This is a genomic window from Leisingera sp. S232, assembly GCF_049800895.1.
Lineage (GTDB): Bacteria > Pseudomonadota > Alphaproteobacteria > Rhodobacterales > Rhodobacteraceae > Leisingera.
This window is the reverse complement of sequence record NZ_JBNAFX010000048.1, coordinates 1-21,505: the sequence shown is the minus strand read 5'-3', so window position 1 is coordinate 21,505 and position 21,505 is coordinate 1. Positions and strand designations below refer to the sequence as shown.

Below are 21,505 nucleotides of genomic sequence, written 5' to 3'. Positions count from 1 at the left end.
GGTGTTTGATCCCATGGTTTGATGGTGCGATCTGTTCTTTGGAATGGAAGGAAGCACTATGGGACAAGTTCGTCACGGGAGCGCCACGACCACGCACGCTGTCAGAGCAGCAATACAGCGATCGCAAGCTTCGATCGCGGCGCTGAGCAAGGAACTCGGGATCAACCCGAAGACTGTTGCCAAGTGGCGAAAGCGCGAGACCGTTGAGGATCGCAAAACAGGGCCGAAAGAGCCTCGCTCAACCATTCTCAGTCAAGCCGAGGAGGCCATGATCGTCGCATTTCGGCGGCATACGCTACTGCCGTTGGATGATTGCCTCTATGCGCTCCAGCCCTCGATCCCGCATCTGACGCGGTCAGCGCTGCATCGGTGCCTTCAGCGGCATGGCATCTCGCGCTTGCCGGATGTCGGGGGCGACAAGCCTAAGCGGCAGAGGTTCAAGCGCTACCCCATCGGCTTTTTTCATATCGATATTGCCGAGGTGCAGACTGCGGAGGGCAAGCTGTATCTTTTCGTTGGCATTGACCGGACCAGCAAGTTTGCAGTCACCCACCTCGTCGACAAGGCAGATCGCAAGACCGCCTGGGAATTCCTCGAACATTTGCTCAAGGCGGTCCCTTATCGCATCCATACGATCCTGACCGATAACGGTATCCAGTTCGCCGAACAGCCACGAAACCGGAACAGAGTATACTCCCGGCAGATGCGCTTCGACATGATCTGTGAGGCCAACGGGATCGAGCATCGCCTGACCAAACCGAACCATCCGTGGACCAATGGCCAAGTCGAGCGGATGAACCGCACGATCAAAGAGGCGACAGTGAAGCGATACCACTACGAAAGCCACGATCAGTTACGAACACATCTCGGCGACTTCATGGCTGCCTACAACTTTGCCCGCAGACTCAAAACTCTCAGCGGCCTCACGCCCTACGAATACATCTGCAAAATCTGGACTTCAGAGCCAGATCGTTTCATCATCGATCCGATCCACCAGATGCCGGGACTGAACACCTAGCCAGATGAAGAGCGGATCCCGTGTAATTCTCATCGCAAACATCCCGGAGTGCAGGGTGGAGCCTCGTTTGGCGGGGTTTTGCGCGCTGGTGCGGAGCTTGATGTGCAGGTGGTTTTCCCCCTCGCCAGACCGGCTGAACAGGCGTAAACCCTAACCTATGTTCAAACCCGTGCCCCTTTCTGCGGCTCAGAGCCTTCCGTTCTGGCGCCGTCCCGTGACGCTTCTTTTCCTGATGGCGCTGGCGATGCCGATTGCCTTCAACACCTGGAGCGCGCTGCTCAACAATTTTGTGATTGAAGCGGCTAGTTTTGATGGCGCCGACATCGGCCTTCTGCACACCGTCCGGGAGATACCGGGCTTTCTGGCGGTCGGCGTGATTGCAGTGATCCTGTTCGTGCGCGAACAGGTGCTGGGGCTGGTATCGCTGGTGATGCTGGGTGTGGCCACTGCTGTCACCGCCTGGTTCCCGTCGCTGGGCGGGCTCCTGATGGTGACGCTGCTCAGCTCGATCGGCTTTCACTACTACGAGACGGTGAACCAGTCGCTGCAGCTGCAGTGGCTGCCCAAGGACCGTGCGCCGCAGACGCTGGGTTGGCTAGTTGCGGCAGGATCGGCGGCAACCCTGGTGGTCTACGGGCTGATCGTGCTGACCTGGGAGAGTCTGGGCCTCGGCTACAACACCGTGTTTCTGGCCGCAGGTGGGCTGACCGCCGCCATCGCGCTGTTCGCACTTCTGGCCTATCCGCAGTTCGATGCCCCGCATCCGCAGACAAAGAAACTGATCCTGCGCAAACGCTACTGGCTCTATTATGCGCTGCAGTTCATGGCAGGCGCCCGGCGGCAGATCTTTGTGGTTTTCGCGGGCTTCATGATGGTCGAGAAATTCGGCTTTGAGGTGCATGAGCTGACAGGGCTCTACCTGGTCAATCTGGTGATCAACATGACTGCCGCACCGTTGCTGGGCAAGGCCGTGGCGATGTTCGGCGAACGCCGCACGCTGATCTTTGAATATGCAGGCCTGGCTATCGTTTTTGCGGCCTACGGCGGCATCTACTGGTTCGGCTGGGGCGTGGTGATCGCAGCGGTGCTATATGTGATCGATAATGTGCTGTTTGCTCTGGCATTGGCGCTCAAGACCTATTTCCAGAAGATCGCCGACCCCGGTGATATTGCTCCTACGGCGGCCGTGGCCTTTACTATCAACCATATTGCCGCTGTTTTCCTGCCGGTGATGCTGGGCCTTCTCTGGGTATATGAGCCGGGTCTGGTCTTTGCATTGGCGGCGATGATGGCGCTGGTGTCGCTCGGGTTGTCGCTGCTGATCCCGCGCCATCCAGAGCCGGGGAACGAGACTGTCTTTAGCAAATTCGCGCGACCTGCGCCTGCGGAATGACCCTTTTGCCTCGCTATGAGGCGGGGCGCCCGTGCGCGCAGTGAGTGCGGCCGCTTTGTGGCGTGAAGCCAGGCGGGCGCTTGACGTGGACGGCGTGGCAGCCTAGGCGCTTTGCAACAGTTTCAGGAGCGACGCCATGCCCACTTTCACCGCCCTTACCACGCTCACCGGAAAACCCCAGGCCGAGGCGCTGGGTGAGGCTATGGAACGCCTGATGCCGGAACCGACAGGCATCGGCGTGTTCGAGATGGAGGATGGGTCCGGCCTGTGGGAAGTTGGCGGCTATTTCACCGAAAGCCCGGACGAGGCCGGTCTGGCTCTTCTGGCGGCAATGCATGGTGCCAAGCCTTTTGTGGTCTCAGAAGTTCCGGAAACTGATTGGGTCGCCCATGTGCGCCGCGAACTGGCGCCGGTCGAGGCGGGCCGTTTCTTCGTCTATGGCTCCCATGACGCCGACAAGCTGCCCGCAGGCAAAATACCGCTGCTGATCGAGGCCGCGATGGCTTTTGGCACTGGCCACCACGGCACCACGCTGGGCTGCCTCAAGGCGCTGGATCATCTGCTGGATCAGGGGGTTCAGGGTGAAAAAGTGGCGGACATCGGCTGCGGCACGGCGGTTCTGGCGATGGCTGCGGCCCGGGTCTGGGACGGCACTATCCTGGCCAGCGACATTGACGAAGTGGCGGTTGAAGTGGCCGAGGCCAATCTCAAGGCCAATGGCATGGAAGGCCAGGTCACCTGTCTGGAAGCCGCCGGTTTCGACAACCCGCAGCTGCAGGCGCAGGCGCCCTTTGACCTGATCTTTGCCAATATCCTGAAAGGGCCGCTGGTCGCTCTGGCGCCGGAGCTGACGGCGAATCTGCGAGCCGGCGGTTATGCGATTCTCTCTGGAATTCTGAACGAACAGGCCGATGATGTGGTCAGCGTTTATGCACAGCACGGCGCCAATCCGGTGCGCCGGGACGAAATTGGTGAATGGACAACGTTACTTCTCCGCAAAGAGAGCTGATTGAACTAAGTTTGCGGCGAATTTGAGGAGCTTGCCCCATTTTCGCCCCATTTTTAGCCAATGATTGGCCATCCGCTGGTGGGGGCCAGTTCGGAGACTAGTGATGGGCGAACATCGTGATACGTTCAAATCGCGTTTGAAGCATATCAACCGCAAGCATAACGCCATGTGCGAAGGCTTTTCAGCAGAGATGCGGCCGGACGGGCTGTTGATCCTTCAGCCGCGCCGGGTGCAATCCCGGATTTCGGCCCGATCCTTGGTGCTCTTTGCCGGGGCATTCCTGCTGTTCAAGGGGTTCCTGATGGCGGCGCTGGGTTTTGCCAGCTATGATGAGCGGGTCGCAAGGCTTACCCAGGGCAGCGTTCTTGAACGCTCAGGGGCCTTTATCATGCAGGCAGACCCTGTGTCCGTATACATTGCTCAGAAAATCGGTCCGGTGCTGCGCTGAGCACAGAGACTTTCCGGTAACAAACCAAGAAGGCTGCTGTCCCCGGGAGAGCGGCCTTCTTTGCGTTTGCGGCGAGCCTGTTGTGCAGGGAACAAAAAACGCCGCGGCCATAGCTGGACCGCGGCGTTTCCTGTTTGCCCCAAGGGAGGAGGAAGGGGCAGAAACAGGCAGTGTCTCAGAGGACGGTTTTACCGGTGGCGACGCCTTCGATGTCGCCGCGGCACATGCCGATGTCGGCCAGCTCGCGGTCGGACAGGATGTTCAGCGCGTTGCGGGTCGCGCGGGCGTCGTTCCAGGCGGCAAATGTGCCGGCTGCGGTGGCGAGCAGAGCGCCGAAACGGCCAAACAGGCCGGTGGTACCATAGGTGGTGCGGGTGGTGTCAAATGCGGCCATATCCGTGTCCTCTGATTAGGTGTTGGCAGTCGTTCGCGTCATTGCGATGGCCGGCATCTAGTGATGAAAAATCCGCACAGCAAGGCATGAAAATGCATGTGTCATATGCGCTGTGTGCATAGCTTCGAGCCATAGAAACAAGGGGTTCGCGGCTGTGCCAGGTTCCGGGCCAGAAATGTCGTTGTCGCTTGGGTAAGGGGTCGTTTCCAGGCTGTAATTGCATGGCATTCGGAAACAATCGGTTGTGAAAGCAATTGGACATGTTCGCGTTTTGTGCTAGTGCTGGGGCAAAATAATGCCCGGCAAGAGCGCCGGACGTGGGCAAGGACAGGCAGGTCATGCGGATTTTGGGAATTGATCCGGGGTTGCGGAACCTTGGATGGGGCGTGATCGAATCGCATGGCTCCCGACTCAGCCATGTTGCCAATGGTGTTTGCACGTCCGATGGCGACGATCTGGGCGAGCGGCTGCTGTCGCTGCACAATCAGGTATCCGAGATCATCGAAGCCTTTGCGCCGGATCAGGCGGCGATCGAACAGACGTTTGTGAACAAGGACGGCGCCGGCACGCTGAAGCTTGGTCAGGCACGCGGCGTGGCGCTTCTGACATTGGCCAAGGCCGGGCTGCCGGTCGGCGAATACGCCCCGAACCGGGTCAAGAAAACCGTGGTGGGCGTCGGCCATGCCGAGAAGGAGCAGGTGATGCATATGGTCAAGCTGCAGCTGCCGGGTTGCGCGCCCAAAAATGCCGATGCTGCGGACGCGCTGGCGATTGCCATCTGCCATGCTTATTACGGCGGCACCCAGCAGCGCCAACTAAGGGAGAAACGCGCATGATCGGCAAGCTGACAGGACGGCTCGACTACCGGGCGCAGGACCATGTGCTGATCGATGTGCGCGGCGTCGGCTATATCGTCTATTGCTCCGACCGCACCATGGCAGCGTTGCCGGGTGTGGGGGAGGCCATTGCGCTTTATACCGATATGGTGGTGCGCGAAGACCTGATGCAGCTTTACGGCTTTACCTCGCTGGTGGAAAAGGAATGGCACCGGCTGCTGACCTCCGTGCAAGGCGTCGGCGCCAAGGTCTCGCTGGCCATCCTCGGCGCATTGGGGCCGGACGGGGTGAGCCGCGCAATTGCATTGGGCGACTGGGCGACGGTCAAGGCGGCCAAGGGCGTTGGCCCCAAGACCGCGCAGCGTATCGTACTGGACCTCAAGGACAAGGCGCCGGGCGTAATGGCGATGGGCGGCACGGTGGTTGATGCCATGGACGGCCCGGGGCTGGAGGTGGTCGATGACGCCGACCCCGGAGCCGCTGCCAAGCCGGCCCGCAGGGCGCCGCCCAAAAAGCCAAGCGGCGCAGCTGCTGCCTCTGCCGGGGCCCTGTCGGCCCTGGGCAACCTCGGCTATGGACCTTCGGATGCCGCTGCCGCGGTGGCGGAGGCTGCCGCCACCTACCCGGATGCGGATGAAGCAGAGCTGATCCGCGCCGCACTGCGCCTTTTGGCGCCGAAGGGATAACAGCATGTCTGCAAAGAACTGCATGAGTTCGGTTAGGGCGGCGCCTGCCCAGTCGGGGCGGGACGGGTGCTGGTCGGCCTTTCGGCCAGGCGGTTCAGCCGAAAATTTGGTGCATGCGGAGTATCGCAGATGATCGATGCCGACCCCGCCCTGCGCCCCGCGCCACTGCCGGAAGACAGCGCCGCCGAAAACGACCGCGCCCTGCGCCCGCAGGGCCTTGGCGAGTTCATCGGCCAGGCCGAAGCCCGCGCCAACCTGCGTGTCTTCATTGAGTCCGCCCGCCGCCGCGGCGAAGCGATGGACCACACGCTGTTCCATGGCCCTCCGGGGCTTGGCAAAACCACATTGGCCCAGATCGTTGCGCGCGAGCTTGGGGTGAATTTCCGCATGACCTCTGGCCCGGTGCTGGCCAAGGCCGGTGATCTGGCTGCGATCCTGACCAATCTAGAAGCCCGCGATGTGCTGTTCATCGACGAAATCCACCGGTTGAACCCGGCGGTGGAGGAAGTCCTCTATCCGGCGATGGAGGATTTTGAACTGGACCTTGTCATCGGCGAAGGTCCGGCGGCGCGCACCGTGCGGATTGAGCTGCAGCCCTTTACGCTGGTTGGGGCTACGACCCGGATGGGGTTGCTGACGACACCGCTGCGCGACCGTTTCGGCATCCCGACCCGGTTGCAGTTCTATACCATTGATGAACTGTTTGAGATCGTCAGCCGCAATGCCCGCAAACTGGGCGCGCCCGCAGATGATGCCGGCGCCCGCGAGATCGCGCGGCGCGCAAGGGGAACCCCCAGGATCGCCGGGCGGCTCTTGCGCCGCGTGGTGGACTTCGCGGTTGTGGAGGGCGATGGCACCATCACCCGGGAGCTGGCCGATGGGGCTTTGACACGGCTGGGGGTGGACCTGCTGGGGCTCGATGGCGCTGACCGCCGCTATCTGAAGCTGATCGCTGAAAACTACGGCGGCGGCCCGGTGGGGATTGAGACGATTTCAGCAGCCCTCAGCGAAAGCCGCGACGCGCTGGAGGAGGTGATCGAGCCATATCTTTTGCAGCAGGGTCTGATACAACGCACTCCGCGCGGGCGGATGCTGGCGCAAAAGGCCTGGACTCACCTCGGTATGGCGCCGCCGCGCAGCCAGAACGACCTGTTCAATTAGGTACGGTTTGTGCGCCTTGGGTGCGGCGGTTCTGCCAGGCTGGCGCTGGGGCCGGGGCCAGCCCGTCGCGGCCTAGATCTTTGGGCACTGCGTCGGCCGGATGTTCTGCGGTAGGCCCACCACCCGTTCCACGCCGCGTCAGCGGCGCCCGGCCCAAGGCTGGAGCGCGCGGCCTGGCGCAGCCAGGAGGCCGGTCAGGCGCGGGAGCCCCCCTTGCCGCCGCGCAGCACAGACGGCATAGACAGGGCAGAACCAAGGAGACACCCATGACCGCCCAGCTGCCAGACCTGACGCCGGAGCAGATCGAAGCCCTGTTCACCCGCTCTGACGGCTCTTACGCCTTTGCCCGCTGGGGCAGACCGGTGGCGCCGATCGTGTTCGGCGTTCAGGACGAGACCCTGAAGACCGTCAAGGGCGCGCTGGAGGCGGTGATGACGCTGGCGGGCCATCAGATGGCAGAGACCGATCCGGAACTGGGGTCGAACCTGATGGTCTTCTTCTTCCGCGATTGGGACGAGCTGCTGGACGTGCCGGATCTTGACCGGCTGATCCCGGAGCTGCAGCCTCTGGTCGCACGGCTAAAGGAGGCAGATGCCAGCCAATACCGCGCCTTCCGCTTTGATGATCAGGGCGGCATCAAGGCGGGTTTCGTGTTCCTTCGGATGCAGGGCGCGATGGCGCAGATGCCTGCTGAAACCCTGGCGTTGACCCAGGCCGTGCAGGTGGCGCTGATGTGGAGCGAGGCTGCCTTTGCCGAGGCCTCGCCGCTGGCGGTGCTGCCAGAGACCGGCACCACCATCCTGCGTCCCGAAATCGCCGGCGTGATTGCAGCCGCCTATGACCGGATGATGCCGGTCGCGGCGGGGGATAAATCCCACGCCCTGCGGGTGTTTGCCCGGCTGCAGGCCCCGGCGGAGCCGCCGCAAAGCTGATGCGCGCCTTCGTTGGCCTGCCGCTGCCACAGGCAGCTCTGGAAGCGCTGGCGCATCTGCAGGAAGGTCTGAACGCCGGGCGGCATGTTCCAGCAGAGAACATGCACCTGACGCTGGCCTTCCTTGATGACCAGCCGGAACCCGCGCTGCAGGCCCTGCATCAGGTGCTGGCAGAAATCAGTGCACCGCCATTGATGCTGACCTTTAGCGGGCTGGACAGTTTTGGCGGCAAGCTTCCCCGGCTCTTGGCGGCAGAGGTGCGGAAAACACCGGAGCTGGCGTATCTGCGCGACCGGGTTCGCGGTGCCTGCCACCAAGCCGGGCTCGATCTGCCCCGCGAACGCTTTCGCCCACATGTGACGCTGGCGCGGTTCCCGCGCCATCTAAAGGCAGATCAGGTGGAAAAAATTGCCCGTTTCCTGTCCGCAGCTGCGGGTTTTCGGCTGCAATGCGCGGCAGAGGCTTTCGCGCTGTTCCAGTCCACGCTGGCACCAGAGGGCGCGCGATATGAGGTGCTGGCGGCATATCCGCTGGACGGGTGAGCCGCTTGCAGTGCTTTGGGAGCCCTCATAGGGTGCGGGCAAAGGCAGGAGTACAGGTAATGGATCACCAATTTCCCGTCCGGGTCTACTACGAGGACACCGACATGGGCGGGATTGTCTATCACGCCAATTACCTGCGTTTCATTGAGCGTGCGCGCAGTGACTGGGTGCGCGGTATCGGTGTGGATCAGAATGCCATGCGCGAGGAAGGCCTGATCTACGTGGTGCGCCGGATCGAGGCGGATTATCTGGCGCCTGCGAAATTCGACGAAGAGCTGCTGGTTACGACGTCTATGCACAATGTGACGCCTGCCCGGATGGTGCTGGATCAGCAGGTCACCCGCGGCGGCCAGCCCTTGTTCCGGGCGCAGGTCACTATTGTTTGCATCACCACAGGCGGCAAACCGGCCCGGCTTCCGGCAGAGATTCGCGCATTGCTGTAACATTTGGCGCCCGCGCGCCTGTTTTATTGGCCTTTGCCGTTGAACTGCGCTAGCCTGCTGTCAAATAAGGCCGGATAAACGGCCGGGAAAAATCGTAGAGCAGGCGAATGGAAGCAGAAACTCTGGCGCTGGCGCATGAGATTGATTTCTCCATGTGGGGCCTTTTCGCGCGGGCCACCGTAACCGTGAAACTGGTGATGCTGATGCTGGTCGGGGCCTCGATCTGGTCCTGGGGCATCATCATTCAGAAAACCATCAATTATCGTCTTGCACGCAAGGAGGCGGACGCCTTTGACCGGGCGTTCTGGTCCGGCAATCCGCTGGACGAGCTGTTTGAGCGGCTGGGGCCGGAGCCTTCCGGCCAGGCAGCGCGGATCTTTTCCGCCGGCATGAGCGAATGGCGCCGCAGCCACCGCAGCGACGGTGGGCTGATCCCCGGCGCGCAGGCGCGCATCGACCGTTCGATGGATGTGGCTATTGCCAAGGAGACAGAAGGTCTCCAGGGCGGGCTGTCGGTGCTGGCCACCGTTGGCTCCACCGCGCCCTTTGTTGGCCTCTTTGGTACCGTCTGGGGCATCATGACCGCCTTCATCGAGATCGCTGAGCAGCAGAACACCAACCTTGCCGTGGTGGCGCCGGGCATTGCCGAGGCGCTGATGGCCACCGGTCTGGGCCTGCTGGCGGCGATCCCCGCGGTGGTCTTTTACAACAAGCTGAGCGCGGACAGCGACCGCATCATCGGCGGCTATGAGGCCTTTGCCGATGAGTTCGCTACCATCCTCAGCCGTCAACTGGATTCCTGAGCCATGGGCGCCGCAGTCCAGCAGCCATCAGGAGGCGGCAACCGCCGCCGGGGCCGCCGCCGCCGCGGCGGCCGCCCGATGTCGGAAATCAACGTAACGCCCTTTGTCGATGTCATGCTGGTGCTGTTGATTATCTTTATGGTGGCGGCCCCGCTGATGACCGTTGGCGTGCCGGTGGAGCTGCCAAAGACCGCAGCGGGCGCGCTGCCGGGCGATGAGGAAGAGCCGTTGACCGTCACCATGACCGCAGAGGGGGGGGTGGAAATCCAGACCACGCCGGTGGCGCGGGATGAACTGGTGGCCAAGCTGCAGGCAATCGCGGCAGAACGGTTTTCCGACCGGGTGTTTCTGCGCGCAGACGGGCGGATTGCCTATTCGGATGTGATGCAGGTGATGGGCGCGCTGAACGCGGGCGGGTTTTCCAACGTGGGGCTGGTTACGGATACCGGCGGCCCGGCGCTAGACGGGCAGCCCTCCGGGGGCGCGGGGCAGTAGGCGGGGACGCACAGGGTGCAGGCCGGAACCAAAATCTCGCTGGCAGGACACGGGCTGTTGATGACTTGGGTTGTCTTCGGCGCCTGGTTTCCGTCCGAGCCCTTGCCCTCCAACGTGCAGCAGGTGGCGCTGATTTCGGCGGAACAGTTCGAAAAGCTGAGCCAGCAGCGCCAGGCGCCGCAAGTGTCGCCTGAACCCGCACCGCTGCTGGAACCGGCGGCGGTGCAGCCACTGGCGGACCCTGCGCCGCAACCCGACCCTGCGCCGGAGATCACCCAGCCTGAACCTGTCCCCCCGGCAGAGCCCGATCCCCAGGTGACGGACCGTCCCGATCAGCCGCCCGAGCCGGAGCTGCCCGCCGAGCTGCCCTCTGCCACAGAGGAGCCGGACGTGTCGTCTCTGGTGCCGCTGGTTCGCCCCGACTCAGCACCGCGCCCGGTGGACCGTGTCGCCCCTGAGCCAGTGGCGCCGCCGGAGCCCGATACCCGGATCGCTGACGTCGTCCAGCCGGAGGTCGCGCCGGATGAAGGCGCCGAGACCGAGCAGGATGTGCAGGACGCCACCGCGCGCGAGGCGGCCAGCGACCGGATCGTAACCGAGGAGAACGAAGGCGAAGATGCGGCGGCCACTGCCGCGCCGGCGGTGTCCAGGCGGCCCAAGGCCCGTCCGGCCCGGCCTCAGCCGGAGCCGCAGTTGGCAGCGGCAGCCCAGCCAACTGAACCAGAACAAGCGGATACTTCCGATGCTGTCGCCGATGCGCTGGCAGAGGCGCTGGCAGGCGGCGCCGACGTGGAGGCGCCGAAACCCTCCGGTCCGCCGCTGACGCTTGGTGAAAAGGATGCGCTGCGGGTTGAGGTCTCGCGCTGCTGGAATGTTGGCTCCCTGTCCACAGCCGCACTAAAGACAACTGTGGTTGTCGGCGTCTCGCTGGCCAGGGACGGAAAGCCTGATACGGGCTCGATCCGGATGCTGTCCAGCACGGGCGGATCTGCAAGCGCGGCAAAACAGGCTTATGAAGCCGCGCGGCGGGCAATTATCCGCTGCGGGGCAAAGGGGTTTCAGCTTCCCCCTGAAAAATATGCGCAATGGCGTGATATTGAGATGACATTCAATCCTGAAAGGATGCGGATCAAATGAGGAAAATTCTGGCAGCTCTGCTGATCGGGGCTTCGGCACTGGCCGGGGCAGGCACCGCTGCGGCGCAAACCGGCCCGCTTCGCATCGAGATCGATCAGGGTGTGATTGAGCCATTGCCCTATGCGGTGCCGGATTTCGTACCGGAGACGCCTTCGGCTGCGGAACATGCGGCGCAGATCGCGCGGGTGGTCGCGGCGGATCTCAGCGGCACCGGACTGTTCCGCGAGGTGCCTGCCAGCGCCCATATCTCCAAGGTGACCGGTTTTGACGACCCGGTGAAATTTGCCGACTGGAAAGCCGTGAATGCCCAGGCGCTGATCACTGGCGCCGTCAGCGTCACCGGCAACCGGCTGACAGTGCAGTTCCGCGGGTATGACGTATTCGCAGAAAAGGAGCTGGAAAGCGCGCTGCAGTTTTCCGGAACCACCGGCGGCTGGCGGCGGATGGCACATAAGGTGGCCGATGCGATCTACAGCGAAATTACCGGCGAGAGCGGTTATTTCGACAGCCGGGTGGTCTATGTCTCGGAAAGTGGTCCCAAGAACGACCGCCGCAAGCGGCTGGCGATCATGGATTACGACGGCGCCAATGTGCAGTATCTGACCAACAGTGCCTCTCTGGTGCTGGCGCCGCGGTTTTCGCCCACTGGTGACCGGGTTCTGTATACCAGCTATGAAAGCGGCTTTCCGCAGATCCATGTTCTGGATGTGGGTCAGGTGCAGCGCAAGATCCTGTCCAGCGGCGATGGCACCATGAGCTTTGCGCCGCGGTTTGCGCCGGATGGGCGCACCATCGTCTATTCCCAGACACAGGGCGGCAATACCGACCTGTTCTCCATGGACATCAGCACCGGCGCCAAACGGCGGCTGACCTCGGCGCCCTCAATCGAGACGGCGCCGTCGTTTTCGCCGGATGGAAGTCATGTTGTGTTCGAAAGCGACCGCTCCGGCAGCCAGCAGCTTTATGTAATGCCCGCATCCGGCGGCGAGGCGCGGCGGATCAGCTTCGGCCAGGGCCGATATGGCACGCCAGTCTGGTCGCCGCGCGGTGACATGATCGCCTTTACCAAGCAGAACAAGGGCCGGTTCCACATTGGTGTCATGCGCACCGATGGCAGCGAGGAGCGGCTGCTGACAGCGTCCTTCCTGGATGAAGGGCCGACCTGGGCGCCGAATGGCCGGGTGATCATGTTCACTCGTGAAAGCCAGGGCAGCGCCGGGCGGGCGCTGCTGTATTCGGTGGATGTTACCGGCCGCAACCTGAAGCCGGTTAAAACACCGGACGGGGGCTCTGATCCGGCTTGGTCACCATTGCAAAAATAGCGGAATTGTTAATGCTGGTATACCTGCATGGAACCCGGTCCGGGCATGTGTTAAATTCCGGTTAAGAAACACAAAGGGATAGGCAGACGACATGAGCGGTTTGAAATTGGCAATAGCAGCTGTTGCGGTTCTGGGCCTGGCGGCCTGCAGCAACAACCAGTGGGATGACACGGCAAACAGCGGTGGCGCAGGTGTCGGTGCGGGGGCAGGGGCCTTGGATCCGGCAAGCCCGGCTTATTTCCAGCAGACCATCGGCGATCGTGTGCTGTTTGCTGTCGATCAGTCCCACCTGTCGTCCGAGGCACAGGGAATTTTGCAAGGCCAGGCGCGCTGGCTGACCCAGAATGCCGATTATGTCGTCACGATCGAAGGTCATGCGGACGAACAGGGCACCCGCGAGTACAACCTGGCTCTGGGGGCTCGCCGGGCCAATGCGGCGCGGGAATACCTGATTTCGCAAGGGGTTGCAGGAAGCCGGGTGAAGGTTGTGAGCTTCGGCAAGGAACGCCCGCTGGAGATTTGTTCGAATGAGGCCTGCTACTCGGAGAACCGCCGTGCGGTCACCGTGCTGGCTGGCGGGCTGACGGGGTAAGATCATGAAGCGCCTGCGCACCGTTCTTTTCGCCTCCGTACTGCTGCTGCCGCTGCCGCTGGCGGCGCAGGACAGCCAGACGCTGGCTGATATCCGTCAGGAACTGACCGTCCTGCATGTTGAAATCCAGCGGCTGAAGCGGGAATTGTCGACGACAGGCACGCCCTCGGCGGATGTGTCGGGGGATACGGTTCTGGACCGGGTCGCAGCGATCGAGAGCGAACTGCAGCGGCTGACGCTGCAGACGGAGCAGATGAATCACCGGATCGACAGGATTGTCACTGATGGCACCAACCGGATCGGTGATCTGGAGTTCCGCCTGGTGGAGCTGGAGGGCGGCGATGTTGCCGCTCTCGAGGAAACCACGACGCTGGGGGGCGGAGACCTGCCTGCCGTTGCCAGCCCGGGCGGGGTGAACGGCACCGGTGACACCAGCGGCGGTGAGCTGGCAATTGGCGAACAGGCGGATTTTGATGCCGCCGAAAAGCTGCTGGCTGACGGGGTGTATCAGGACGCGGCAGAGAAATTCGCGGCGTTCAATCAGGCCTATCCGGGCAGCCCGCTGGCGCCAGCCGCTGAGTTTAGCCGCGGCAAGGCGCTCGACGGGCTTGGCGATACCCGCGAAGCTGCGCGGGCTTATCTGGCTGCCTTTACTGGCAACTCTGCCGGACCGGTGGCGCCCAAGGCACTGCTTGAACTTGGCGCGGCACTGGGCCGCCTGGGGCAGGCCAAGCAGGCCTGCGTCACTCTGGCAGAGGTTGGTGTGCGCTTTCCAGGCGCCGCGCAGAAGGCTGAAGCTGCCGCGGAAATGACCAAGCTGGGCTGTTCTTGACCGGGCTGCGGCGCGATATCCAGGGACTGCTTCGTGCGCAGTTTCAGCCCTCGATGACCGGCAGGATCGGCATCGCCGTCTCTGGCGGCAGTGATTCGATGGCTCTGCTGCATCTGTTGCAGGAAGCCCTCAAAGACGAGCAGGTCGAGTTTCTTGCCGCAACTGTGGATCATGGGCTGCGGCCGGAAGCGGCGGCTGAGGCCGAACTGGCAGGTCAAGCCGCAGCTGCGCTGGGAATGGCGCATGAGGTAATCCGCTGGGAGGAAGGCCCTGGCAGCGGTAATTTGCAAAAACAGGCTCGCGAAGCCCGCTACGATCTGCTTTCCAGCTGGGCCAAGCGCAACGGCATCGCCACGGTTTGTATCGCACATACGGCCGATGATCAGGCGGAAACGCTGCTGATGCGGATGGCGCGGGCTTCCGGGGTGGCAGGCCTGTCTGGCATGCCAGCGCGCCGGGTCTACAAGGGGGTCACCCTGTTGCGGCCTCTGTTGGAAGTAACCCGCAGAGAGCTGCGCAAGTATCTGTGCGAGCGTGGCATTGAATGGTGCGATGATCCCAGCAACAGCGATCTCAGGTTTGAGCGGGTCAGGGCGCGGCGCACGCTGGCACAGCTGGCGCCGCTGGGGCTGACGCCGACGGTGCTGTCCCGGGTTGCCGAAAACATGAACAAGGCGCGCGAGGCACTGGACTGGTACGTGTTTCTGGCGGCCCGCGACCTGGCGCATGTGCAGGCCGGCGCAGTTGTGCTGTGCCAGCGCAAGTTCCGCACATTGCCCAGTGAGACAGGCTACCGCCTGCTGGTGAAAGCCATCCAATGGGTGTCCGGCGCGCCTTATCCTCCGCGGCGGGTTCCGATGGAGATTGCGATGCTGGCGGCGCGCGGTGGCGGTGCAGCCACAGTTTCTGGCTGTCACCTGCTGACCACAACAAAGCAAATCTGGATCTGCCGCGAAGCCAATGCCGTCAAGGATACTGCTTGTCTACCAGGCCAGGTCTGGGACGGTAGGTGGAAGATTTTCGGTGGCGACGCAAAGGGTTGCGAGGTACGTCCCCTCAGCCGGAACGGGTTGCAGTCCTGCCCGGACTGGCGCTCGGCAGGTGTTCCGGGCGCCGTGCTGGAGAGCACTCCGGCGCTATGGCGCGGGGGGCAGCTGGAGGCTGCACCGGCGGCTGGAATGGCCAATGGCTGGTCGGCGGAACCGGTGGTAAACGAAGAAGAGTTCTTTGCATCCCTTTTATCGCATTGAACCTGCCCGAAGTATCCTTATTTTAAGCACAACACAGGCGGCCTGAGTGGTGCGCCTATCTGATAGGGAGAACTTTCCTTGGGCAACGCTCGCAATATCGCCTTTTGGGTTGTTCTGTTTCTGCTGATTCTGGCACTGTTCAATTTGTTCAGCGGTTCGGGCAGCACGATGCAGAGCCGTGAACAAACCTTTTCTGACTTCGTAAGTTCGGTGGAAGCCGGCAAGGTCAGCGCCGTGACCCTCGATGGAGAACAGGTCCGTTATACAACGTCGGACGGACAGAGCTATGTCGCCATCAAACCGGGTGACGCCGAGGTCACGTCGCTGCTGATCGAAAAGAACATTCTGGTGCGCGCTGAAAAACAGCAGCAGTCGGGTTTCCAGTCCTTCCTGGTGACACTCCTGCCGTTCCTTCTGCTGATCGGCGTCTGGATCTATTTCATGAACCGGATGCAGGGCGGCGGCAAAGGCGGCGCTATGGGGTTCGGAAAGTCCAAGGCCAAGATGCTGACCGAGAAGCATGGCCGTGTCACCTTTGACGATGTGGCCGGGATCGATGAGGCCAAGGAAGAGCTGGAAGAGATCGTTGAATTCCTGCGCAACCCGCAGAAATTTTCGCGCCTCGGCGGCAAGATCCCCAAGGGGGCGCTGCTGGTCGGCCCTCCGGGCACCGGTAAGACCCTCTTGGCCCGCGCCATTGCGGGCGAGGCTGGCGTGCCCTTTTTCACCATCTCCGGTTCTGACTTCGTTGAGATGTTTGTGGGCGTCGGTGCGAGCCGTGTCCGTGACATGTTCGAGCAAGCCAAGAAAAACGCGCCCTGCATCGTGTTCATCGACGAGATTGACGCGGTCGGCCGCCATCGTGGCGCCGGTTACGGCGGCGGCAATGATGAACGCGAGCAGACCCTGAACCAGCTGCTGGTGGAAATGGACGGTTTTGAGGCCAACGAGGGCGTCATCATTCTGGCCGCCACCAACCGCAAGGACGTGCTGGACCCGGCGCTTCTGCGTCCCGGCCGTTTTGACCGCAACGTCACCGTCGGCAACCCCGATATCAAGGGGCGCGAGAAGATCCTGGGTGTGCATGCGCGCAAGACGCCGCTTGGGCCCGATGTGGACCTGCGCATCATTGCCCGCGGCACCCCCGGCTTCTCAGGCGCCGATCTGGCCAACCTGGTGAACGAGGCCGCGCTGATGGCCGCCCGCGTCGGCCGCCGCTTTGTCACCATGGAGGATTTCGAATCCGCCAAGGACAAAGTGATGATGGGCGCCGAGCGCCGCTCGATGGTGTTGACCCAGGACCAGAAGGAAAAAACCGCCTACCACGAAGCAGGCCACGCCGTTGTCGGCCTGGCGCTGCCACTGTGCGATCCGGTTTACAAGGCAACCATCATCCCGCGCGGCGGTGCGCTGGGCATGGTTGTGTCGCTGCCGGAAATGGATCGCCTGAACTACCACCGGGATGAGTGCGAGCAGAAACTGGCAATGACCATGGCGGGCAAGGCTGCCGAAGTCATCAAATACGGCGAGGATCATGTTTCCAACGGCCCGGCCGGCGATATTCAGCAGGCCAGCCAGCTGGCGCGCGCGATGGTGCTGCGTTGGGGCATGTCGGACAAGGTCGGCAATATCGATTATGCCGAAGCCCACGAAGGCTATTCCGGCAACACCGCAGGTTTCTCGGTTTCGGCAAATACCAAAGAGCTGATCGAGGAAGAGGTGAAACGCTTCATTCAGGATGGCTATGACAAGGCGCTGGAGATCCTGAAAGCCAAGAATGAGGAATGGGAACGGTTGGCTCAGGGCCTGCTGGAGTATGAAACCCTGACCGGCGACGAAATCAAACGGGTGATGAACGGCGAGCCGCCGCAGGCGGATGACGACGAGGACGAGGGCGAGGACCAGGGCAATGCCTCGGTCACCGCAATCCCCAAGGCCAAGCCCAAAAAGACCCCGCCAGAGGGCGGCATGGAGCCGGAACCCTCTGCCTGACACCCCAGTTCCTGCCCCCCGGATGCCGTTGGCTTTCGGGGGGCTTTCATTCCCGAACCTTCTGATCCGTATCACAAAAAAGCATTGCTGCCGGACTGGCAGCGGGGCGCGGCCCTTGTATGCTTGCCGGACAGAAATGAAGGACAGGCAGCGGAGAGCAGAAATGCCGGTGCTACGGAAAACAGAATACACAGGCAGGATTACCTGGCTGGGCCACGTGCCTGCGGACCGCGGTGTGCAGGCGCAACCAATTGATCGCCTGGACCTGGGGTTTGCCGGAGTTTCTGGCGGGCGCCATGAGGGCGAAAACCGTGCCTCCTGCGTGCGTGTGAAAAACCTCTACTCGCAAGGCACCGAAATCCGCAACGTCCGCCAGCTGACTGTTTTGTCGGAAGAGGAATTGGCGCAGATCGCCGCAGATATGGGGATGGACCGGCTGGACCCCGCCCATCTGGGCGCCACCATCGTGCTGCGCGGCATACCTGATTTCACCTTTGTGCCGCCGTCGTCTCGGCTGCAGGGGCAAGACGGGGTGACACTGACCGTGGATATGGAAAACCGTCCCTGCGTGCTGCCTGGCCGGGAGATCGAAAAAGACCACGCAGGCTTTGGCGCCCGCTTCAAACCGGCGGCACAGAATCGGCGGGGAATCACCGCCTGGGTCGAACGGCCGGGCAGCCTCTCTTTGGGCGGTGAACTCACACTCTTTGTGCCGGATCAGCGCGCCTGGGCGCCGTAATTGGTCGCTTTCAGGGCTGTGCGTTTCCTTTAAGGAACTTCTGCACAGCCCCTGAAAGAGCAGACGCCGCTTCAGGGCAGGATAATGTCGGAAATCAAGCGCGTGTTTTGCCGCATATTGGCTAAGCCTACGGCCAATCCGGCATTTCTGTGCCGGCGATTGCATGCAAACTCAGCAGGAACCTCGCCATGAGCTACAAGAGTGACATCGAGATTGCGCGTGAAGCGCAGAAGAAGCCGATCCAGGAGATTGGTGCGAAGATCGGTATTTCGGACAGCGATCTGCTGCCCTATGGGCACGACAAGGCGAAAGTCAGCCAGTCTTTCATCAACTCTGTTCAGGACAAGGCAGACGGCAAGCTGATCCTGGTGACTGCGATCAACCCGACGCCGGCAGGTGAAGGCAAGACCACCACCACCGTGGGTCTGGGCGACGGTCTGAACCGGATCGGCAAGAACGCGATGATCTGTATCCGCGAAGCGTCCTTGGGCCCGAACTTCGGCATGAAGGGCGGCGCTGCAGGCGGCGGCTATGCACAGGTCGTGCCGATGGAGGAGATGAACCTCCACTTCACCGGCGATTTCCACGCCATCACCTCGGCCCACTCGCTGCTGTCGGCCATGATCGACAACCACATCTACTGGGGCAACGAATGCGACATCGACGTGCGCCGGGTTGCATGGCGCCGGGTGGTCGACATGAACGACCGGGCGCTCCGCACCATCACCGCGTCTTTGGGCGGTGTGTCCAACGGTTTCCCGCGCGAAGCAGGCTTTGACATCACCGTGGCGTCCGAAGTGATGGCGATCCTGTGCCTGGCGAACGACCTCAAGGATCTGGAAAAGCGCCTGGGCGACATCATCGTGGCCTACCGCCGCGACAAGACCCCGGTCTATTGCCGCGACATCAAGGCAGAGGGCGCGATGACCGTTCTGCTGAAAGACGCGATGCAGCCGAACCTGGTGCAGACCCTGGAAAACAACCCGGCCTTCGTGCACGGCGGCCCCTTCGCCAATATCGCACATGGCTGTAACTCGGTCATTGCCACCAAGACCGCGCTGAAGGTTGCCGACTACGTCGTGACCGAAGCAGGCTTTGGTGCCGACCTCGGCGCCGAGAAGTTCATGAACATCAAATGCCGCAAGGCAGGCATCGCACCGTCCGCGGTTGTGCTGGTTGCCACCGTGCGCGCGATGAAGATGAACGGCGGCGTGGCCAAGGCCGACCTGGGTGCGGAAAACGTCGAGGCGGTCTCCAACGGCTGTGCCAACCTCGGCCGCCACATCGAGAACGTCAAATCCTTTGGCGTGCCGGTTGTTGTGGGCATCAACCACTTCGTGACCGACACCGATGCCGAAGTGCAGGCGGTCAAGGACTACTGCGCCGAGCATGGTGTCGAGGCGGTTCTGTCGCGCCACTGGGAGCTGGGCTCCGAGGGCTCTGCGCCGCTGGCCGAGAAAGTGGTTGAGATCGTCGAAGGCGGCACTGCCAACTTTGCGCCGATCTACCCGGATGAGATGCCGCTGTTTGAGAAGATCGAAACCATCGCCAAGCGCATCTACCGCGCTGACGAGGTGCTGGCGGACAACAAGATCCGCAACCAGCTGAAGGAATGGGAAGACGCAGGCTACGGCAACCTGCCGGTCTGCATGGCGAAAACCCAATACTCCTTCTCGACCGATCCCAGCTTGCGCGGCGCGCCCACCGGCCATTCGGTGCCGGTGCGGGAAGTCCGCCTGTCTGCGGGCGCGGGCTTCATCGTTGCGGTCTGCGGCGAGATCATGACCATGCCGGGCCTGCCGCGCAAACCGGCAGCGGAAACCATCTGCCTCAATGACGACGGCCAGATCGAAGGCTTGTTCTAAGACGCAAAATGCGCTTTTTGCGGCCCGGGGAGACCCCGGGCCGCAAGAGTTTCAAGCGCAATCCGAAGTCTGAGGCACCGCCACTGGTCCGAGGGGACGAAGACGGGAACCGGGTTTTGGAAGGAAGTGCGCGACCACTGAGAATGGTCAGAGCCTCATTTGGCCCAAAGCAATGAAAGCCGAGGCTCTGACATATGACCAAACTGACACCGCCAGAAGATTGCTTCTCGATGGAGGCGCTGCGCGCGGAAATTGACAGGCTCGATTGTGAGCTGGTGCAACGTCTGGCCGTCCGGGCGGGGTATATCGACCGGGCGATTGCGCTGAAGCAGCTCAGCGGCTGGCCGGCGCGGATCCCGGAGCGGGTCGAGGAAGTGGTCATGAACGCCCGCGCCGTGGCAGCAGGAGAGGGGCTGGACCCCGATCTGATCGAAGCCCTGTGGCGGCAGCTGGTGGATTGGTCGATTGCCCGCGAGGCGCGGGTGATCCGGGAGGAGTGATGCTGAGCAGGGCCACCTGCGGCTCGGGCATCGCGACCAACTTAGGTGTGTGATGCTGAGCAGGGCCACCTGCGGCTCGGGCATCGCGACCAACTGAAGTGAATAGACGGGCCGGAGGCCTGCGGCAAAAGGAAGAGATCAAATGGCAGCAACTCTGATTGACGGCAAGGCCTTTGCGGCCAAGGTGCGCGGCCAGGTGGCCGAACATGTGACGCGGCTGAAAGAGGAAAACGGCATCACCCCCGGCCTGGCGGTGGTTCTGGTCGGCGAAGACCCCGCCTCCCAGGTCTATGTGCGCTCCAAGGGCAAGCAGACCGTCGAGGTCGGCATGAACTCGGTGGAGCACAAGCTGGACGCAGAGACCTCCGAGGCGGATCTGCTGGCCGTGGTCGAGCAGCTGAACAACGACCCGGCGATCCATGGCATCCTGGTGCAGCTGCCGCTGCCGGGGCATCTGGACGAAGATCTGATCATCAACTCGATCGCGCCGGAAAAAGACGTGGACGGTTTCCACATCTCCAATGTGGGCCTTCTGGGCACCGGTCAGAAATCGATGGTGCCCTGCACGCCGCTGGGCTGCCTGATGATGCTGCGCGACCACCATGGCAGCCTGTCGGGCATGGATGCGGTTGTGATCGGCCGCTCCAACATCGTTGGCAAGCCGATGGCGCAATTGCTGCTGGGCGACAGCTGCACCGTGACCATCGCGCACAGCCGCACCAAGGACCTGCCCGATGTGGTGCGCCGCGCCGACATCGTGGTGGCAGCCGTGGGGCGTCCGGAAATGGTGCCGGGCGACTGGATCAAGGAAGGCGCCACCGTCATCGACGTGGGCATCAACCGCATTGAGCGGGACGGCAAGAACAAGCTGGTCGGCGACGTTGATTTTGCCTCTGCCGCGGAGCGCGCCGGCGCCATCACCCCGGTTCCCGGCGGCGTCGGCCCGATGACCATTGCGTGTCTCCTGGCCAACACCGTCACCGCCTGCTGCCGCGCCAACAACCTCCCCGAGCCAGAAGGCCTCACGGCCTGAACGGCACCGCAGAACCGCAACAGCTGAAACAGATACTCCCGCCGCATCGCCTCCCCTCTCAGCGGCAAAGCCGCCTGACGGGC

Annotated in this window: 23 protein-coding genes; 22 read left to right on the top strand and 1 reads right to left on the bottom strand. The window is 62.5% G+C overall.

Annotated elements, in window-relative coordinates:
* Positions 1 to 58 precede the first annotated feature (58 nt).
* The 4 genes from ACP151_RS19665 to ACP151_RS19650 all read left to right on the top strand — a co-directional run bounded on the left by ACP151_RS19665 (position 59) and on the right by ACP151_RS19650 (position 3,868).
* Positions 59 to 1,018 carry an IS481 family transposase gene (locus ACP151_RS19665; protein ID WP_424978291.1) on the top strand — a complete coding sequence of 320 codons (960 nt, stop codon included), beginning with the start codon at positions 59 to 61 and terminating at the stop codon, positions 1,016 to 1,018.
* Positions 1,019 to 1,175: 157 nt separating this feature from the next.
* Positions 1,176 to 2,411, top strand: a complete 1,236-nt coding sequence (locus ACP151_RS19660; protein WP_424980570.1) for an MFS transporter — start codon at positions 1,176 to 1,178, stop codon at positions 2,409 to 2,411.
* 136 nt (positions 2,412 to 2,547) lie between these two features.
* Positions 2,548 to 3,420, top strand: a complete 873-nt coding sequence (locus ACP151_RS19655) for a 50S ribosomal protein L11 methyltransferase (RefSeq protein WP_424980569.1) — start codon at positions 2,548 to 2,550, stop codon at positions 3,418 to 3,420.
* A gap of 103 nt (positions 3,421 to 3,523) precedes the next feature.
* A complete protein-coding gene (locus ACP151_RS19650; protein WP_424980568.1) occupies positions 3,524 to 3,868 on the top strand; it encodes a hypothetical protein in 345 nt (114 codons plus the stop codon).
* A 175-nt stretch (positions 3,869 to 4,043) separates the two neighbouring features.
* On the opposite strand, the gene ACP151_RS19645 is transcribed toward ACP151_RS19650, so the two are convergent.
* Positions 4,044 to 4,262, bottom strand: a complete 219-nt coding sequence (locus ACP151_RS19645) for a DUF1127 domain-containing protein (RefSeq protein ID WP_424980567.1) — start codon at positions 4,260 to 4,262, stop codon at positions 4,044 to 4,046.
* Between the two features lie 338 nt (positions 4,263 to 4,600).
* On the opposite strand from ACP151_RS19645, the gene ruvC reads away from it, so the two are divergent.
* The 18 genes from ruvC (at position 4,601) to folD (ending at position 21,422) form a co-directional block, all read left to right on the top strand.
* Complete coding sequence (ruvC, locus tag ACP151_RS19640) at positions 4,601 to 5,098, top strand: crossover junction endodeoxyribonuclease RuvC (RefSeq protein ID WP_424980566.1); 498 nt, start codon at positions 4,601 to 4,603, stop codon at positions 5,096 to 5,098.
* Positions 5,095 to 5,784 carry a Holliday junction branch migration protein RuvA gene (gene ruvA / locus ACP151_RS19635; RefSeq protein ID WP_424980565.1) on the top strand — a complete coding sequence of 230 codons (690 nt, stop codon included), beginning with the start codon at positions 5,095 to 5,097 and terminating at the stop codon, positions 5,782 to 5,784. The genes ruvC and ruvA overlap by 4 nt, the downstream gene beginning before the upstream one ends.
* Before the next feature lie 129 nt (positions 5,785 to 5,913).
* Positions 5,914 to 6,945: a Holliday junction branch migration DNA helicase RuvB gene (gene ruvB, locus ACP151_RS19630; RefSeq protein WP_424980564.1), complete on the top strand. Its 1,032-nt coding sequence runs from the start codon at positions 5,914 to 5,916 to the stop codon at positions 6,943 to 6,945.
* Positions 6,946 to 7,211: 266 nt separating this feature from the next.
* Positions 7,212 to 7,877: a hypothetical protein gene (locus tag ACP151_RS19625; protein ID WP_424980563.1), complete on the top strand. Its 666-nt coding sequence runs from the start codon at positions 7,212 to 7,214 to the stop codon at positions 7,875 to 7,877.
* Entirely contained in the window at positions 7,877 to 8,419 is a 543-nt protein-coding gene (gene thpR / locus ACP151_RS19620) for an RNA 2',3'-cyclic phosphodiesterase (RefSeq protein ID WP_424980562.1), read from the top strand. The genes ACP151_RS19625 and thpR overlap by 1 nt, the downstream gene beginning before the upstream one ends.
* Positions 8,420 to 8,478: 59 nt before the next feature.
* Complete coding sequence (gene ybgC / locus ACP151_RS19615) at positions 8,479 to 8,862, top strand: tol-pal system-associated acyl-CoA thioesterase (RefSeq protein WP_424980561.1); 384 nt, start codon at positions 8,479 to 8,481, stop codon at positions 8,860 to 8,862.
* A gap of 107 nt (positions 8,863 to 8,969) precedes the next feature.
* On the top strand, positions 8,970 to 9,665 hold the full coding sequence (gene tolQ / locus ACP151_RS19610) for a protein TolQ (protein WP_424980560.1): 696 nt from the start codon (positions 8,970 to 8,972) through the stop codon (positions 9,663 to 9,665).
* Positions 9,666 to 9,668: 3 nt separating this feature from the next.
* Entirely contained in the window at positions 9,669 to 10,160 is a 492-nt protein-coding gene (tolR, locus tag ACP151_RS19605; RefSeq protein WP_424980559.1) for a protein TolR, read from the top strand.
* Between the two features lie 15 nt (positions 10,161 to 10,175).
* On the top strand, positions 10,176 to 11,297 hold the full coding sequence (locus ACP151_RS19600; protein WP_424980558.1) for an energy transducer TonB: 1,122 nt from the start codon (positions 10,176 to 10,178) through the stop codon (positions 11,295 to 11,297).
* Positions 11,294 to 12,619: a Tol-Pal system beta propeller repeat protein TolB gene (tolB, locus tag ACP151_RS19595; RefSeq protein ID WP_424980557.1), complete on the top strand. Its 1,326-nt coding sequence runs from the start codon at positions 11,294 to 11,296 to the stop codon at positions 12,617 to 12,619. Before ACP151_RS19600 ends, tolB begins: the two co-directional genes overlap by 4 nt.
* Positions 12,620 to 12,710: 91 nt before the next feature.
* A complete protein-coding gene (pal, locus tag ACP151_RS19590; RefSeq protein WP_424980556.1) occupies positions 12,711 to 13,211 on the top strand; it encodes a peptidoglycan-associated lipoprotein Pal in 501 nt (166 codons plus the stop codon).
* A gap of 4 nt (positions 13,212 to 13,215) precedes the next feature.
* On the top strand, positions 13,216 to 14,043 hold the full coding sequence (gene ybgF, locus ACP151_RS19585; RefSeq protein ID WP_424980555.1) for a tol-pal system protein YbgF: 828 nt from the start codon (positions 13,216 to 13,218) through the stop codon (positions 14,041 to 14,043).
* Positions 14,044 to 14,096: 53 nt separating this feature from the next.
* Positions 14,097 to 15,293: a tRNA lysidine(34) synthetase TilS gene (gene tilS / locus ACP151_RS19580; RefSeq protein ID WP_424980554.1), complete on the top strand. Its 1,197-nt coding sequence runs from the start codon at positions 14,097 to 14,099 to the stop codon at positions 15,291 to 15,293.
* Positions 15,294 to 15,371: 78 nt separating this feature from the next.
* Complete coding sequence (gene ftsH, locus ACP151_RS19575) at positions 15,372 to 17,285, top strand: ATP-dependent zinc metalloprotease FtsH (RefSeq protein ID WP_424980553.1); 1,914 nt, start codon at positions 15,372 to 15,374, stop codon at positions 17,283 to 17,285.
* Positions 17,286 to 17,448: 163 nt separating this feature from the next.
* Entirely contained in the window at positions 17,449 to 18,024 is a 576-nt protein-coding gene (locus ACP151_RS19570) for an MOSC domain-containing protein (protein WP_424980552.1), read from the top strand.
* A 188-nt stretch (positions 18,025 to 18,212) separates the two neighbouring features.
* Positions 18,213 to 19,889, top strand: a complete 1,677-nt coding sequence (locus ACP151_RS19565) for a formate--tetrahydrofolate ligase (protein ID WP_424978158.1) — start codon at positions 18,213 to 18,215, stop codon at positions 19,887 to 19,889.
* Positions 19,890 to 20,083: 194 nt separating this feature from the next.
* Positions 20,084 to 20,389 (top strand): chorismate mutase, encoded by a 306-nt coding sequence (locus ACP151_RS19560; protein ID WP_424978025.1) that lies wholly within the window; start codon positions 20,084 to 20,086, stop codon positions 20,387 to 20,389.
* A gap of 142 nt (positions 20,390 to 20,531) precedes the next feature.
* Positions 20,532 to 21,422, top strand: a complete 891-nt coding sequence (folD, locus tag ACP151_RS19555; RefSeq protein WP_424978026.1) for a bifunctional methylenetetrahydrofolate dehydrogenase/methenyltetrahydrofolate cyclohydrolase FolD — start codon at positions 20,532 to 20,534, stop codon at positions 21,420 to 21,422.
* Positions 21,423 to 21,505 lie beyond the last annotated feature (83 nt).

What these genes read in the sequence shown, in the direction of transcription:
- thpR (WP_424980562.1), top strand. Translation starts at nt 7,877, where the DNA reads ATGCGCGCCTTCGTTGGCCTGCCGCTGCCACAGGCAGCTCTGGAAGCG.
- ACP151_RS19665 (WP_424978291.1), top strand. Translation starts at nt 59, where the DNA reads ATGGGACAAGTTCGTCACGGGAGCGCCACGACCACGCACGCTGTCAGA.
- ruvB (WP_424980564.1), top strand. Translation starts at nt 5,914, where the DNA reads ATGATCGATGCCGACCCCGCCCTGCGCCCCGCGCCACTGCCGGAAGAC.
- ACP151_RS19645 (WP_424980567.1), bottom strand. Translation starts at nt 4,262, where the DNA reads ATGGCCGCATTTGACACCACCCGCACCACCTATGGTACCACCGGCCTG.
- tolQ (WP_424980560.1), top strand. Translation starts at nt 8,970, where the DNA reads ATGGAAGCAGAAACTCTGGCGCTGGCGCATGAGATTGATTTCTCCATG.
- ACP151_RS19660 (WP_424980570.1), top strand. Translation starts at nt 1,176, where the DNA reads ATGTTCAAACCCGTGCCCCTTTCTGCGGCTCAGAGCCTTCCGTTCTGG.
- ybgF (WP_424980555.1), top strand. Translation starts at nt 13,216, where the DNA reads ATGAAGCGCCTGCGCACCGTTCTTTTCGCCTCCGTACTGCTGCTGCCG.
- ruvC (WP_424980566.1), top strand. Translation starts at nt 4,601, where the DNA reads ATGCGGATTTTGGGAATTGATCCGGGGTTGCGGAACCTTGGATGGGGC.
- ACP151_RS19655 (WP_424980569.1), top strand. Translation starts at nt 2,548, where the DNA reads ATGCCCACTTTCACCGCCCTTACCACGCTCACCGGAAAACCCCAGGCC.
- folD (WP_424978026.1), top strand. Translation starts at nt 20,532, where the DNA reads ATGGCAGCAACTCTGATTGACGGCAAGGCCTTTGCGGCCAAGGTGCGC.
- ACP151_RS19565 (WP_424978158.1), top strand. Translation starts at nt 18,213, where the DNA reads ATGAGCTACAAGAGTGACATCGAGATTGCGCGTGAAGCGCAGAAGAAG.
- ybgC (WP_424980561.1), top strand. Translation starts at nt 8,479, where the DNA reads ATGGATCACCAATTTCCCGTCCGGGTCTACTACGAGGACACCGACATG.
- ACP151_RS19625 (WP_424980563.1), top strand. Translation starts at nt 7,212, where the DNA reads ATGACCGCCCAGCTGCCAGACCTGACGCCGGAGCAGATCGAAGCCCTG.
- ACP151_RS19570 (WP_424980552.1), top strand. Translation starts at nt 17,449, where the DNA reads ATGCCGGTGCTACGGAAAACAGAATACACAGGCAGGATTACCTGGCTG.
- ACP151_RS19650 (WP_424980568.1), top strand. Translation starts at nt 3,524, where the DNA reads ATGGGCGAACATCGTGATACGTTCAAATCGCGTTTGAAGCATATCAAC.
- ruvA (WP_424980565.1), top strand. Translation starts at nt 5,095, where the DNA reads ATGATCGGCAAGCTGACAGGACGGCTCGACTACCGGGCGCAGGACCAT.
- pal (WP_424980556.1), top strand. Translation starts at nt 12,711, where the DNA reads ATGAGCGGTTTGAAATTGGCAATAGCAGCTGTTGCGGTTCTGGGCCTG.
- tolR (WP_424980559.1), top strand. Translation starts at nt 9,669, where the DNA reads ATGGGCGCCGCAGTCCAGCAGCCATCAGGAGGCGGCAACCGCCGCCGG.
- tilS (WP_424980554.1), top strand. Translation starts at nt 14,097, where the DNA reads ATGACCGGCAGGATCGGCATCGCCGTCTCTGGCGGCAGTGATTCGATG.
- tolB (WP_424980557.1), top strand. Translation starts at nt 11,294, where the DNA reads ATGAGGAAAATTCTGGCAGCTCTGCTGATCGGGGCTTCGGCACTGGCC.
- ACP151_RS19560 (WP_424978025.1), top strand. Translation starts at nt 20,084, where the DNA reads ATGACCAAACTGACACCGCCAGAAGATTGCTTCTCGATGGAGGCGCTG.